The sequence below is a fragment of the Yinghuangia sp. ASG 101 genome (genome assembly GCF_021165735.1).
Lineage (GTDB): Bacteria > Actinomycetota > Actinomycetes > Streptomycetales > Streptomycetaceae > Yinghuangia.
The window spans coordinates 4,293,466-4,308,187 of record NZ_CP088911.1; the positions used below are offsets into that span (position 1 = coordinate 4,293,466).

The 14,722-nt window shown below is 72.1% G+C and carries 10 protein-coding genes and 1 pseudogene; 7 read left to right on the forward strand and 4 right to left on the reverse strand.

Translation table 11 applies throughout. The features are described from left to right. The first annotated feature begins 164 nt into the window (after nt 1-164). The 3 genes from LO772_RS18400 (at nt 165) to LO772_RS18410 (ending at nt 4,884) form a co-directional block, all read left to right on the forward strand. Nucleotides 165-2,672 carry a hypothetical protein gene (locus tag LO772_RS18400; protein WP_231773118.1) on the forward strand — a complete coding sequence of 836 codons (2,508 nt, stop codon included), beginning with the start codon at nt 165-167 and terminating at the stop codon, nt 2,670-2,672. A 284-nt stretch (nt 2,673-2,956) separates the two neighbouring features. Then, the gene (locus LO772_RS18405) at nt 2,957-3,865 is read left to right on the forward strand and encodes an LLM class F420-dependent oxidoreductase (RefSeq protein WP_231773119.1); all 909 of its coding nucleotides are present in this window, start codon (nt 2,957-2,959) and stop codon (nt 3,863-3,865) included. A gap of 134 nt (nt 3,866-3,999) precedes the next feature. Further along, nucleotides 4,000-4,884 (forward strand): SDR family NAD(P)-dependent oxidoreductase, encoded by an 885-nt coding sequence (locus LO772_RS18410; RefSeq protein WP_231773120.1) that lies wholly within the window; start codon nt 4,000-4,002, stop codon nt 4,882-4,884. Nucleotides 4,885-4,908: 24 nt separating this feature from the next. Here the strand turns inward: LO772_RS18410 and LO772_RS18415 are convergent, their stop codons facing one another. The 3 genes from LO772_RS18415 to LO772_RS18425 all read right to left on the reverse strand — a co-directional run bounded on the left by LO772_RS18415 (nt 4,909) and on the right by LO772_RS18425 (nt 6,988). Beyond that, a complete protein-coding gene (locus LO772_RS18415) occupies nt 4,909-5,100 on the reverse strand; it encodes an ATP/GTP-binding protein (RefSeq protein ID WP_231773121.1) in 192 nt (63 codons plus the stop codon). Nucleotides 5,101-5,177: 77 nt separating this feature from the next. Further along, on the reverse strand, nt 5,178-5,711 hold the full coding sequence (locus LO772_RS18420; protein ID WP_231773122.1) for a GNAT family N-acetyltransferase: 534 nt from the start codon (nt 5,709-5,711) through the stop codon (nt 5,178-5,180). Beyond that, a complete protein-coding gene (locus LO772_RS18425; RefSeq protein WP_231773123.1) occupies nt 5,708-6,988 on the reverse strand; it encodes an XRE family transcriptional regulator in 1,281 nt (426 codons plus the stop codon). Before LO772_RS18425 ends, LO772_RS18420 begins: the two co-directional genes overlap by 4 nt. Before the next feature lie 241 nt (nt 6,989-7,229). On the opposite strand from LO772_RS18425, the pseudogene LO772_RS18430 reads away from it, so the two are divergent. Together LO772_RS18430 and LO772_RS18435 are read left to right on the forward strand one after the other, a co-directional pair. Beyond that, nucleotides 7,230-7,667, forward strand: a pseudogene (locus tag LO772_RS18430) (ATP-binding protein); the annotation flags it as partial. 427 nt (nt 7,668-8,094) lie between these two features. Further along, nucleotides 8,095-8,964 carry a methyltransferase domain-containing protein gene (locus LO772_RS18435; protein ID WP_269453239.1) on the forward strand — a complete coding sequence of 290 codons (870 nt, stop codon included), beginning with the start codon at nt 8,095-8,097 and terminating at the stop codon, nt 8,962-8,964. 200 nt (nt 8,965-9,164) lie between these two features. Here the strand turns inward: LO772_RS18435 and LO772_RS18440 are convergent, their stop codons facing one another. Beyond that, complete coding sequence (locus tag LO772_RS18440; RefSeq protein WP_231773125.1) at nt 9,165-10,712, reverse strand: MFS transporter; 1,548 nt, start codon at nt 10,710-10,712, stop codon at nt 9,165-9,167. A gap of 532 nt (nt 10,713-11,244) precedes the next feature. Between LO772_RS18440 and LO772_RS18445 the strand changes: the two genes are divergently transcribed. Beyond that, complete coding sequence (locus LO772_RS18445; protein ID WP_231773126.1) at nt 11,245-13,344, forward strand: MMPL family transporter; 2,100 nt, start codon at nt 11,245-11,247, stop codon at nt 13,342-13,344. Further along, on the forward strand, nt 13,341-14,693 hold the full coding sequence (locus tag LO772_RS18450; RefSeq protein ID WP_231773127.1) for a sensor histidine kinase: 1,353 nt from the start codon (nt 13,341-13,343) through the stop codon (nt 14,691-14,693). The genes LO772_RS18445 and LO772_RS18450 overlap by 4 nt, the downstream gene beginning before the upstream one ends. The last annotated feature ends 29 nt before the right edge of the window (nt 14,694-14,722 follow it).

The following is a 14,722-nucleotide window of genomic DNA, read 5'->3' on the forward strand; positions in this document are numbered from 1 at the left end:
GGGCCGCACCCTTCCCCTTCTTCTCCCCCTCTTCCCTGACCTCTTGTCCCGTACCGCCGTTCGTCGCGTTCGCGTGTGTGGCGGACCGGGCGCCTAGGCTGAGGCGGCCGTCGTCGGACACCGAGCGCGGGGCGCCGTGCCGTTCCCGGGAAACGAGCATTGTGATGGACTCCACCGCCGGATTCGCGTACTGGTTCGCCGACAGCGCGATATTCCCCGCGCTGTACGACCGGATGCGCACCGACACGATCGACGCGGTGCGGCGCGGCGGCCTGCCCGACACCGAGGACGTGGTGGCGTTCGTCTGCGCCCGCGACGACCGGGAACTCGACCTGGCCCTGGCCGTATCGGGACTGGCGGCGGACGGCGGCGCCCTCGGCCGCCGGGTGGTCGCCAAGCTCGTCGCGGGCGGTGATCCCGAGGTCGCCGCGGCGCTCTTCCGGACCGTCGCCGGGCGGGGCAGGCGCCGGGTCCCCACGGGACCCACGCCGCGCGAAACCGCACTGGTCGCGATCTTCGCCGCGGTCACCGCGCCGACCGCCCCCGGATGGCGGGAACCCGGCGGCCTCGTGCCGTCGGCGGCGGCCGGTCTGATCGACGACAAACAGTTCCTGGCAAGCGACTTCGTGCCGTTCCTGACCGCGCCGTTCGCGGACCTGGTGACCCTCGCGGTCGAACGCCTCGCACCGCACCTGGCGTTCGCGGACTGGGTCCGTGCGGCCCGGGCCGCGCTCCGGGACGGCGGCGCGGCGTGGCTGCGCAAGACGGCCGACACCGTCGCGGAACTACCGGAGGAATGCGGCGACTTCCGCACCGAACTGGCCGGGCTGCTGCGCCGGGCGGCGTCCGCGCCCAACCCGGACGCGACACTCGAACAGGCCCTCGACGGTCACGAACCACCCACACCGGCAAGCCTGTTGCTCGCGCTGCGCACCGAGGCGTGCGACACCGCGACGGAGACGGTGGACTGGACCGTGATCACCGCGGTCCACGAACGCAGGGCCCTGCCCGACGAATTCCTCGTCGAATACGCCCACCGGGCCGACTGCCCGTGGGAGTTGCTGGCCGACCTCCACCAACGCCGTCCCCACGAGCTTCCCGAGCAGTACGCGTTGCCCTGGGAATCGCTGGAGGTACGTCCCAAGCACGTGCCGTACGTCACCGAGAGCCGGGCGCGAGTCCTGCGCCGCGGCCTGAGGAACGGCTGGTTCCCGATCCGGCGCCTGCTGTGCGAGACCGGCACCGCGCTGGAAGTCCTCGACGCGGTGGGCGTGGACGCCGAGTGGCCCGACGAAGTCCACGACGCGCTCGCCGAGTTGGTCGCTCCGCTGGGGGCCGACCCGGCGGCGTGGCTGCGCGTCTACACCCAGCTGCCGAGGTTCCGGGGCACGTGCGCCGTGCTCGTCGACGGCGCGGTCGCCCACGCCCGCCGGCATCCGGAGCCGAAGTGGCCGCGCCGGACCGACACGGAGACTCCCGCCCGGCTCCCCCAGGGCGCGCGGGCCGCACTGGCGCTGCTGCTGGCGGCGGCCGGGGAGGGGACCGCCGCCGCGTTGGCGCCGTATCTCGACCCGCGTGCCGTCCAGGACGTGCTGCGGTACTCCCGCCTCGGCCCGGCCGACCGGGACGCGATCCTGGCCGCGCACGGTCCGCGGGCCGCCGTCTGGTGGGCGGCGGCGCGTCCCACGGCCGAAGACGACCTGGCCCTCCTGCTCGCGCTGGACGACCCCGACGTCAATGCGATGCTGTTCCGGTACACGCGGATCGGCCACGAGGAGCGCCGCCGCATCCTGGCGGGCCTGCCGTACGGAACGGCCCTGGGCACCGCCCATCGCACCCGCGACATACCCGTCGCGGACGACCTCGTCGAGGCACTGGCCCACCACGAGATCGGCGACGTGCGCCCGTGGCTGCTGCTCTGCGTCGACTCCGGCGACCCCGGGCTGCTGCGGATCATGCTGGGCCGGGCCAAGGTGTACTCCGAGGCGGCCCGGCTGCGGCTGCTTGTCCGGCTCTGGGTCCGGCACGGGCCCGCGGCGGTCGAGGCGCTGCTCGACGAGACGGTGTTCCCGACGCGGCGCACCGACAAGCACCCGCTCCCGCCCGCGACGCTGCGGACCGCCCGGGAAGCCCTCGCGTCGCCCGACGGCCTGCGCGTCCTGCGCGAGGCGGCCGACCGGGAGGCGTCGCCGGACGCGGTCGCGGCGTACCTGATCGGCCGGGGCGGTGCCGTGGTCGGCGAACGGGCCGAGCATGTCGTGGCGGAGCTGGGGGCGATCCCGTGGGACGCCGTGCTCGCCCGCCACGCGGCCAAGCCGATGAACGACGAGGCGCTGGAGGCCCTGGCCGCCCGCCCGGACTGCCCCCGGGAACTGCTGCTGGCGCTGGTCGAGCGGTGCCCCACGGCTCCGCGCGCGCTCACCGGTGCCGCGGGCAGGGTCCTCACCCCCGGCGACATCCTGCACCGGGCGTCGCCGGCCGCCCAGGGCGCCGCGCTGCTGTCCGCCGACATGCGGAACCGTGCCGTACGGTTCGCGGCGGCGGGTGCGGAGCTGCGGGCCGTCCTCGGTGACGACGCCGACGCGTGGACCGTCGCCACGCGCCTGCTGCCGGACTTCTCCGGAACGATGGCCGAACTCGCGGCGACGGCGGCTGCCGCGGTCGGGCGCTGACCCCGTCCCGGGGGCAGCGATGAGAATTGCACTTCCAAGAAATGAGAGCCTGCCTCTTGTATACGACGGGACGCTGAGTAGGCTGCGATCATCGGTCGCTCCTCCGACGTTTCCGGTCATAAGCCCGGAAAAGGGATGAGTCGTCGGTCCCGTGCCGCTCCTAGGGCGAGCGAGCGCACACCAGGCGGAGTCGGTGGCCGCCATACAACAGGAGCGGAGTCGGTGGCCGCCGAACAGCACGAGCGGAGTCGGTGGCCGCCGGACAAAGGGGAGGGCGAGGCAAAGTGACGCTGCAATTCTTCTTCCACTATCCGGAGACAGCCGGATACGAAGGCGACGTCCTCGACGCGGGGACGCCGTCCGAGGTGGCGGTCACGCTGGAGCGCAGCGGCTTCCACGGGATCTCGTTCAGCGAGCACCCGATCCCGGGTGCGAAGTGGCTGGCCTCGGGCGGGCACCAGACGGTCGACCCGTTCATCGCGCTCAGCTTCGCCGCGGCGGTCACCGAGCGCCTGCGGCTGCTCACGTACCTGTCGGTGGCGCCGTACCGGAACCCCTTCATCCTCGCCAAGACCGCGGCGACGCTCGACAAACTGTCCAACGGCCGCATGATCCTCGGCCTGGGCACCGGCTACCAGAAGAGCGAGTTCTTCGCGCTCGGCGTCGACATGGACGAGCGCAACGCGCTGTTCGACGAGGTCCTGGACGTGCTGCCGCTGCACTGGAGCGGTGAGCCGTTCAGCTACCAGGGCCGCCACTTCAGCGCCCGCGACGTCATCGCCCGGCCGCGCCCGGTGCAGGACCCCATCCCGATCTGGATCGGCGGCAACTCCAAGCTGAGCCGCCGCCGCGTCGCGCAGCGCGTGCAGGGCTGGATGCCGATGACCGGCGGCGCGACGCTCAGCACCACCGCCCGTACGCCCAGCCTCGGGGAGCAGTCCGAACTGGGCGGCCACATCGCCGAGTTGCGCGCGGCGGCGGCCGAGGCGGGACGTACCGAGCCGATCGACGTCGTGTACTCGTACCAGGACTCCGGGATCCTGGACCCGACCGTCGACGCCGACCGCCACCGCGAGGCGTTCGCGGAGCTGGAGAAGGCCGGCGTCACGTGGGTGACGGTGTCGAGCCGCATGCGCGACCGGTCGGCCAACCTGGAGTGGATCGAGGCCTTCGGCGCGACGTACCTGGCCTGACGACACGCCGACCTGACGCGGAAGACGGCACGGCGCCGCGGAATGCGCGCGCAGGCGTGCCCATGACGACGACCACATGTGACGACGACCACGCGGCCCCCGGGCCCGTGCCGGTGCGACGGAGGCAAACGGCTGTGGGTTGGTTCGAGGAACGCGGCGGGCTGGACGGCACCGTGGCCGTGATCACCGGTGGCGCGGGCGGCCTGGGCGAGGCCGCCGCGCGCGACCTGGCCGCCAACGGCGTGCGTGTCGCGGTGATCGACATCGACGGCGAGGCGGTCGACCGGCTGCGCGCGGCTCTCGCCGACGGCGGCCACGACGCGATCGTGCGTCAGGGCGACGCGCGGGACCCCGAGGCCCTGGAGGCGCTGTTCACCGCCGTCGACGACGCGTGGGGCCGCGTCGACACGCTCGTCAACTGCGTCGGCGGCACCTTCCGGGCGCCCTTCACCGACACCCGGCCCAAGGGCTGGGACGTGCTGATCCGCACCAACCTGACGCACGTGCTGCACGCCACGTCCCTCGCGATCCCGCGCATGCGGGCGGGCGGCCGGGGCGGCAGCATCATCAACCTGACGACCGTCGAGGCGCACCGGGCCGCGCCCGGCTTCGCGGTCTACTCGGCGGCGAAGGCGGCCGTCGCGCACTTCGCCCGGACCCTCGCCATCGAACTGGCCCCCGAGGGCATCCGCGTCAACAACGTCGCCCCCGACTACACGCCGACGCCCAACCTCGCGAAGCTCGCGACCGGCGACAGCGCGATGGACACCCCCGAAGGCGTCCGGGTCGCCATCCCGCTGGGCCGCGCCGGCAAGGTCACCGACATCGCGAACTCCATCGTGTTCCTCGCGTCGGGCCTGTCCGCGTACATCACCGGCACGACCCTGCACCCCGACGGCGGCACCTTCGCGTCCGCCGGCTGGTTCAACTGGCCCGACTCCGGCTGGGCCAACCACGTCCCCCTCGACGTCCTGGGCCACATCGTCCCGGGCCTCACCAAAAACGGCGATCCCGCCTGACCTCCGGCCGCACCCCGTGCGCCGTCACGGCGGTGGGGTCGGGGTGTTCGCGAGGTGGTCGATGAGGGTGAGGAGGACGTTGCGGCACGACGGGCGTTCGCGGACGTCGCAGAACACCGTGGGCACCCTCGGGTCCAGGTCGAGTGCCGAGCGGATCTCCTCGTCGGTGTACTCCTGGACCCCGTCGAACACATTGACCGCGACGACAAACGGCACACCCCGACGCTCGAAGAAGTCGACGCGGCTGGAGGCCGACGCGTGTTGTGCTCTGAAAGTTCAATTGTGGCCTTCGGTCAGCGGATGGCGCGGGTCATCACGGTGAGGACAGGCGAGTCCGGTGACGGCCGGCTCTGCCCGATGTCCTGGTACCCCCACGACTTGTAGAGCGCGTGGACCTTTCCGTCCCCGGCCGCCGCGTTGACCATGAGCGTGACGAACGGCTCGTCGCGGGCGGCGAGGAGAGCGTCGTGAATGCGGCGGGCCGTCCCGGTTTTTCGCCAGGCTGACCGCACCCCGATCTCCTTCAAGGCCACAGCCGGACGCTCGATGTACTCCTCGGTCGGCGGCGGGCTGGTGCGCTGCCAATACCGGTTGCCCTGCTCAATGGTGTTGCTGTAGGCGTAACCGACCGGATGCCCATCCGCGTATGCGAGGACGGCCGTGAATCCTGGCTCTGCGCCGTGCCTGTCCAGGCGCTCGCCGAACGTGGCGACCGAGTAGTTCGGCAGATGCAGCAGCGGTGCGCGAACGTCGGCGTACACATCGAGGAGATCGCCGCGGACGGTGTCGAGGGAGGTGGACGTGCGCAGGTCGGGGACCATGATCATGCGGTCGTCCTCCAGGACGTTGTGTGCTCAGCCCATGTCTGAAGAGTGGCACTGCCGGGTGCGGTAGCGCGTAGCGCTGTCCCAAATTCCCGCAACATGCGCGTGACCCGGGCATGTTGGGTGGCGACGTCGGCGGGGACCTTCGCCGCAGTGGTCGTTGCCGCATCAGCGTCCCCCTGTGCCATCTGGGCGTGGGCGAGCCGGGTTGTGGTGATGGCGCGAGAGCGGATCATGTGGGGTCGGAGGGTGGAAAGGCAGCGGTGGGCGTGGAATTCGGCCGTCGGGTAGTCGCCTAGTGCCAGGTATGCGGACAGAGCCAGCGAGTCCAGTTCGGCTTGGTCGTAGAAGGCGAGCATCCACACCGGCCGGTGGTCGGCGGGGTCGGCACGCAGCATGGCGTCTTGGGCCTGCTCGAATGCGCGGCGGGTGTCGGTGCGTTCCCGTGCAACACCGTGGATGGCCCCCTGCCGGGCCAGGCCGAGGGATGCGAACAACGGATCACGGCGAGTGATGTGCAGGTTGCGGGCGACATCATTCGCGGCGAGGGCGTCTGCCGGTCGGCCCATGTGCCGGTACATGGTGCCCGCGTGGCTCCAGACACGGAACTTGATCGCCTGGTCGCCGGACATTTCGGCGAGGGCTTGGGCTTCGCGCATGTGCGCCTTGGCGATGTCGTAACGACTGCCGTCGATGGCGGCCCACATTGCCGAGGAGCGGAAGGCCGCTGCGGAGGCGTAGAGGCTGCTGCGTACACGTTGGGTGGCACTGCCCGCGTTCTGGAGCCTTAACGCCTCGTCGGCGAGCGACGCGGCCCGTTGTTCGATACCAAGTTGTCCGCCGTAGCGGTGGTCGCTGGCGATGATCTCGGCAAAGCGCTTCCGCAGGCGGTCGACATCGCTCATGCCGATACGGCGAGGTGAGGCGGTGAGGGGGACGACGGCGGCGGTTGCCGCCGCAAAGCCGCCGATGAGGGTACGGCGCTTCATCTCGGGGTCCTCCTGGTGTGGTGGAGCCGGGGCGGACCGCGGTCGCCCTCGTGGCACGAACCCTAAAGCGACGGCGGGCAGGCCTGTCACGTCCTCAAGTGCCTTGCGGGTGGCCGACTTGGGCCACGTGACACGGCCTGCTTTCCAGGCTCGGACCGATGAGCCGTCGAGCCCGCCAGTCCGTCCGGTCAGTTGCTCCAATGCCCTGTTCACAGCGTCGGCAAGGCTGTTGGCGCTGTAACCGTGCTCGGCCATCCACACCTCAAGAACGGTGTTGCGCGTGGTGTCCATTCGCGCACGGTAGCTCTCACGCGCCTTTACCTGCCAGGTAAACGGAAGGTCAAATCGCCCTGGGGTAGTCCGTCGGATGGAAGGTCGATTGCCCTAATCACCCTGGCACGAAAGGGAGTTGACTTGGTTCCGGTCGCTCGGCACCCCCCACGGTGCGGGACGGCTGTTGACGGCCCGGTCCACCCCTGAAGTCCACGGACGGGGCTGCCGGGCGCCGAGACAACACGAAGGCTCCGCCCCAATGACGAGACTCACTACGCCAGTTCAGGCCGCGTCCGTCGGCCACCCCGCGTATGGCCAGACCTTCCCGTGCGAGCCGTCGACGGCCGAGATCGGCCGCGAACTCGTCCGGGACGTCCTCGGCGTCTGGCGCCTCGACGTCCTCGCCGAGTGCGCCGCGCTGATTGTCACCGAGTTGATCGCGAATGCCGTTCGGCACACCACGTGCGACGAGATCCGCCTGATCATCGGGCGGCCGACACCGACTCGGGTCCGTATCGGGATCGTGGACCGGGAGCCGTCGCGCCTTCCGGCTCTGAGGGAGGCGGATCACGATGACGAGTCGGGCCGTGGACTGCCCCTCATCGATGCGGTGTCCGACCGCTGGGGCTACGACCTGCACGGCTCGGGCAGGCGCCCGGAGGCCAAGGAGGTATGGGCCGAACTCCGTGTCCAGGGGATGAGTGAACGCCCCGATGAGGCGCCTCGAACGAAGTTCCGCACAGGGTCGCTCCGCTTCGAAGGAGTCGCGTACACAACCACGAAGGGGAAAGCATGACCGGCAAACGCAGGAAGCCCGTCAAATGCGGACTGTGTGACGGGAAGGGTTACAAAGACATCAGCCAGGACGGGAAAGTCGATCGAAAGGCGTGTGGGCGGTGCAACGGAACGGGGACGGTCGGTTGACGGGTGCTCCGGTCCACGCACAAGCGCTGCTCGGGAGGGACCGCGCCCCGTTCCTCCCCGACGTCGTGTGGCGGGCGGCCGGCACCGGTCACGTCCGCCTCGATCGACACGAGAACCCGCGAGCCTGGCAGGAGGCTGCGGACGCCGATTGCGTTCTCGTCACGCAGTGGGATGACGGGGCGAGCGAAGACCCCGGCGGGGTGCCGACGTGTTCCGCGTCGCTGCCGTCGTTGGTCAAACTCATGCTGGATGCCACCGACGTGCGGGACGGACAGCGGGTTCTGGAAATCGGCACCGGGACGGGAGTTACCGCCGCGCTGTTGCGTGACCGCGTAGGCGTCAACGGGCGAGTTGTCACCGTGGAGGTCGACCCCGGCCTGTCGGCGTCCGCGCAGGCACGACTGGAGGCTGCCGGAATCGATGCCACGGTGGTGTGCGGCGACGGGCTCGTCGGGTGGGGAACGGACGCTCCGTACGATCGCATCCACGTCACGTGTGGCATTCGCCGTATCCCTCCGCCCTGGCTGCGGCAATGTCCGGACGGCATCATCATGTTGCCGTGGGGGACGGCCCTGAGCGGCGAGCGCGACAGAGTCGTCGCCCTGCGCGTGAGAGACGGCGTGGGCGTCGGGCGGTTCGGTGCCGAAGTCTCGTTCATGAAAGCCCGTTCACAGCGCCTGGGATCGTGGGGCGACTGGCCCGACAACGGGGACACCGTCGAGGCCGATCTTCCCGTGCGATGGGACGAGATCGAATCCCCCTTGGAGCCGTTCGGTGGGTTCGCCATGGGCTTGCTGTTGCCGGGCCTCACCTACCGGCTGAGCGGTGGCGGCGCGGAAGAACGCGTGCTGTGGCTGAAACGCGAAGGCGCGCACGCGTCCATCGGATTCGGGGACGGGCACAAGACCACAGTCGAAGGCGACACGAGACTGTCGCGCGACTATGCCCAAGCGGCCCGCTGGTGGCACGATCGCGGGCGACCACACCCGGAACGCTTCGGACTGACCGTCGGCGAGAACGAACAGCGTGCGTGGTTCGACCACCCGGACGGCGAGTCTTGGGCGCTGTAGACCACTGACATCGCCTCCCCTCCCACCCTTGGAACAGGGACGGGTTCCGCCGTGTCAGGCGTTCACGGGATTGCGGACTGGGGGGCGCCGTCACGGCGGTGGGGTCGGGGGGTTCGCGAGGTGGTCGATGAGGGTGAGGAGGACGGTGCGGGGTGCCACAGGAGTCGGATGTCCCGATCTTGACGGGAATCCGCTTTCGGTCAGCTCGGCGGGGCTCCTGCCTGGTTGCCCTGCAAACGCGCCAGGTCCGCCGCCCTGACCTTGATCACCACGGCCGCGACCAGTGTCCCGAGCACCGCGAACACCGTCCCGGTCGTGAACGCGGCGCCGATGCCGTCGGTCAGCACCCGGTGGGTGTACGCGCTCGGCAGCCGTCCCGAGCTTTCGAACGCGGCGCGCTGCTCCGGGGAGGCCTGCGCGAGGAACGCCTTCACCTGGTCCTTGGCGGAGTTGCGGCTCGCCGTCCCGTACACCGTCACCAGGATCGACAGGCCGAGTGAGCCGCCGATCTGCTGCATGGCGTTGAGTGTTCCCGTCGCGGCGCCGGTGTCCCGCTCCACGACGTTCGACACCGCCATCAGCGTCAGCGACACGAACTGCATGCCCATGCCCGTCGCGAAGACCAGGATCGGCCCCAGGACGCTGCCCGCGTACGTGCTGTCCACGGAGATCCGCGTGAGCCAGGCCAGCCCGATCGCGGTCAGCAGCGCGCCCACGACCATGAACGGCTTGGGCCCGAACCGCGGCAGCAACTGCGACGTCAGGCCCGCGCTGCACGCGACCATCACGCTGATCGGGAGGAACACCAGCCCGGTGACCAGCGGGCTGAAGCCCAGGACCTCCTGCACCCACAGGGTCAGGAAGAAGAACATGCCGAAGATCGACGCCGCGACCAGCAGCATCATCGTGTACGCGCCGGACCGGTTGCGGTCGGCGAAGATCCGCAGCGGCGTGATCGGCTGGCGCGACCGGCTCTCGATCGTCAGGAACGCCGCCAGGACCACCGCGGCGGCGGCGAACGACGCGATGGAGAACGTGTCGCTCCAGCCGTCCTGCCCGGCCCGGATGAACCCGTAGACCAGCAGCCCGACGCCGAGCGTCGACGTCAGCGCGCCCGCGAGGTCGAAGTTCCCCGGGCGGCGCGGGGATTCCGCGATGTGGCGCGGCGTGGCCGAGACGATCGCGAGGCCGATGGGCACGTTGACGAAGAAGATCCACCGCCAGTCGAGCCATTCGACGAGCATGCCGCCGGCCAGCAGGCCGATCGCGCCGCCTCCCGCCGACACCCCCGCGAACACCCCGAACGCGCGGTTGCGCTCCGGGCCTTCGCTGAACGTCGTGGTGATGAGCGCCAGCGCGGTCGGCGACGCGATCGCCCCGCCGACGCCTTGCACCGCCCGCGCCGCGAGCAGCTGCCAGGACGCCTGCGCGAGCCCTCCGAGCAGCGACGCGACGACGAACAGCAGCACGCCGAACATGAACACCCGGCGCCGCCCGAGGATGTCGCCCGCCCGGCCGCCCAGCAGCAACAGGCCGCCGAACGTGAGCGTGTAGGCGTTGATCACCCACGACAGGCTCGTGGTCGAGAAGTTCAGCGCGCTCTGGATGTGCGGCAGCGCGATGTTCACGATGGTGATGTCCAGCACCACCATCAGCTGGCAGGACGCGAGGACGAGAAGCGCGATGCCTTTGCGTCCGCCGCTTGGTGCGTCGTCGGCGGCGGTCGGGGCGGTCGGTGATTGCGCCATGAGCGGCCCATCCGAGTCGGCCGGAATCCGGGACGTGCGGCGTCACCGGGGCCCGACTGCACTGCCGAGGTACGCGCCTCCACGACGGTAACCCGGGGTGGTCGCGGGCGCCCGCCGTGCGCCACGCGCCGCCGCGGACACACGGCCGGAGGACGCCCCCGGCCCCGCGCGGACGACGCCGTGCCGGGCCCGCTCGGGCGGTGACCGGCGCGCCCGGCCCGTCGCCCGGCCGTTCCGCCGAGGCGGGCCCGGGCCGGTGTCGCGTGCCCGGACGCCGCCGCGACCGCCGCCGCGCGTCGCGGGCCGGATGCCGCCCGCGGTCGGCGGCGCGTTACTCCGCGCGGAGTAACGCGGGCCGCGTCACACCGACCGCAGTAACGGCCTTCTCCGCCGCCGGCCCGACGATCCGCCGCCCACCCGCCGAGAGCCTGGACACACGGGTCGCGCCGGGCACGCAAGCACGCGAGTCACGCGGCACGCGACGTATCGGCCGCGCATCGGCGGCGCATCGGCGGCAAGGGGAAGGCGGGCCATGGTCACGGCGGAACAGCCCCCACGCACACGGCGGTGGGTCTGGGGAGTGCTCACCCTCTGGGTCGTGCTCGCGGCGGCCCTCGTGCCGTTCGCGGGCAAGCTCGGCGACGAGCAGAAGGACGAAATCGTCTCCTACCTGCCCGGCAGCGCGCAGTCGACCGACGCCGCGCGCGTCCTCGCGGACATGCCCGGCGGCGACACCACCGACCTGTCCCTCGTCTACCACCGCGACGACGGACTGACCGCCGACGACCGCGCGCTGGCCGCCGACCAGGCCCGCGAGGTCACCGGGCTCTTCGCACCGGTCGGGACGCCCGTCCCGCACGCGGAGACCTCCGGCGACGGGCGCACGCTCGTCTACGCCTTCCGGATCGACGAGGACGCCGGCGAACCCGCCGACGTGGTCGCCGACGTCCGCGACGTGACCGACCGGCACCCGGGCGGACTCGACGTGTGGGTCGGCGGCCCCGGCGCCACCGACGCCGACATGCAGGAGGTCTTCGCCTCGATCGACGGCACCCTGATGATCGCCACGCTGCTCGTCGTGACGATCCTGCTGGTCCTCACGTACCGCAGCCCGTTCCTGTGGCTCGTGCCGCTGGTGTGCGTCGGCGTCGCCGAGGTGACCACGCGCGCGGTCGTCTACCTGCTCGCCCACGCCGGCGGCGTCACCGTCACCGGGCAGAGCGGCGGCATCATGACCGTGCTCGTCTTCGGCGCGGGAACCGACTACGCGCTCCTGCTGATCGCCCGCTACCGCGAGGAACTGCGGCGCACCCCCCGCCCGATCGACGCCATGGCCACCGCGCTGCGCGGCTGCGGCCCGGCGCTCGTCGCGTCCGCCGGAACCGTCGTCGCCGGCCTGCTGTGCCTGCTCGCCGCCGACATGAACAATCTGCGCGGCCTCGGCCCGGTCGGGGCGGTCGCGGTCGTGTGCGCGCTCGCCGTCATGACGACGCTGCTGCCCGCCCTGCTCGTCCTGCTGGGCCGCCGCGTCTTCTGGCCGCTGATCCCGGCGTACGGCAGCACCGCACAGGCCGGGTTCGGCGTGTACGCCCGCATCGGCGCGTTCGTGTCCCGCCGCCCGGTCGGCGTCGTCGCGCTCGGCACGGTCCTGCTCGGCGCCCTGGCCGTCGGCACGCTCAACCTGCCCGGCGAACTGCGCCCGGCCGACGGCTTCACCACGAAGCCCGATTCCGTCGTCGCCGGGCAAACCCTCGGCGAGGCCTTCCCCGAGCGCGCCACGCAGCCCATCACCGTCGTCGCCCGCACCGACCGCGCGGACGCCGCCGTCGCGGCGGCCGACGCGACCGAGGGCGTCGCCGACGCCGCGGCCCGGCGGACCGCCGGCGGCTGGACCGAAATCGCGGTCTTCGCCACCGACCGGCCCGAATCCCCCGGCGAGGAGGCGACCGTCAAGCGGCTGCGCGCCGTCCTCGCCGACGTCGACGGCGCCGACGCCGCCGTCGGCGGGCCCACCGCGGAACGCATGGACCAGGACACCGCGGTCGCCCGCGACCGGAAGATCGTCGTCCCCATCGTGCTCGCCGCGGTGCTGCTGATCCTGATCGTGCTGCTGCGCGGCCTCATCGGCCCGCTGCTGCTGGTGGCCGCGGTCGCGCTGGTCTGGGCGGCGTCCCTCGGCCTCGGCGCGCTCTTCTTCGAACCCGTGTTCGGCTTCGCGGGGGCGGACCCCGGGCTGCCGCTGCTCAGCTTCGTCTTCCTCGTCGCACTCGGCGTCGACTACGGCATCTTCCTCATGCACCGCATGCGCGAGGAGGCGGCGGCCGGCAAACCCTCCGACGAGGCCGTGGTGACCGCACTCACCGCGACGGGCGGCGTCATCGCGTCCGCCGGGTTCGTCCTGGCCGCGACGTTCTCCGTCCTCACCGTGCTCCCGCTGGTCATGATGGTCGAACTCGGCTTCGTCGTCGCGGTCGGCGTCCTCCTGGACACCTTCCTCGTCCGCGGCTTCCTCGTCACCGGCGCGAGCACCCTGCTGGGACGGTACGTGTGGTGGCCCGGCCCCCTCGCGCGGCGCGAAAAAGCCCCCGCGCCCGACGAACCCGCCGACACGTCGCCGATGATGGCCCGGTGACCGCCAAGCCGACACACGCGGGCGGGGCGTCGTCGTACGACGCCCTGCTCGCGCTGCTGCTCGCGGCCGGCGGCCTCGTCCTCGGCTACGCGGCGCCCGGCACGCGGCCCCTCGACCCGCTCGGCGCGGTCCTCCTCGTCGGCGCGTGCGCGGCGCTGCCGTGGCGGCGCGTCCGCCCCGGACTGGTACTCATCGTGGTCCTGGTCGTCACCGTGCCCTACCACGCGCTCGACTACCGGCACGAGGCCGCGTCGCCCGTGGCCCTGGTGGCGCTCGCGACGTACTCGTCCCGCGTCGCCCGGGTCAAGGCCCTGATCATCGGCGTCACCATCATGGTCACCGGGATCTCGATCATGAGCTTCGCGCGCGACGGCGGGGTGAGCGGCGACCACCTCGGCGCGATCGGCTGGATCTTCTTCTCCGCGGTCGCCGGCCAGGCCTGGCGCAACCACAAGGCTTACATCGCGTCCATCATCGACCGGGCCGAACGCGCCGAACGCGCCCGCGAGGTGGAGGTACGCCGCCGCGTCGCCGAGGAACGCGTGCGCATCGCCCGCGACCTGCACGACCTCCTCGCCCACAGCATCACCCTCATCGGTGTCCAGGCCGGCGTCGCCGCGCACCTGGCCCGCCAACCGGAACCCGACGGGACCGTGCTCGCGCGGGCGTTGGAGGCCATCGCCGACACCTGCCGCGACGCCCGCACCGACGTGCGCGCGGCGCTGACCGCGCTGCGCGAGGACGACGAGGCACCCGACCACGGCGCCGTCCCCGGACTCGCGGGCGTCTGGGACCTGGCCGCGTCGGTCCGCAACACCGGTGTCGAGGTCGTCGTGGCCGTCGACGCGGGAGCCGACGACCTCGCCCCGGCGGTCGGGGTCGCCGCGTACCGCATCGTGCAGGAGGCACTGACCAACGTCGTCCGGCACGCGGACGCGGGACGGGTGCGCGTCACCGCCCTGCGCGGGCAGCACGACCTCGTGCTGACCATCGCCGACGACGGCCGCGGCACCGCGCCGCCACCCGGCCCCGGGACGCCGGCCGCCCAGGCGAAACGCCCCGACGGCACCGCTCCCGCCCCCGGCGGCCCGCCCGACGGGCCCGGCGGCTTCGGCATCATCGGCATGACCGAACGCGCCCGCAGCGTCGGCGGCACCCTCACGGCCGCGCCGGGGGAGGACAGCGGGTTCGTCGTCCGCGCCGTCCTGCCGACCGGGCCGCACCCGAACGGCGGTCCCGCGCCCGAACCCTCCGCGCGTCCCGGGGCCGTGCCCGCGCCGCCGCCACCCGCGGACGACCCGCGCCGCCGGACACCCGCCACACCGTCCCCCGCCCCGGAGGCCCCGTGACCACCCTGCGCGTCCTGCTCGCCGACGAC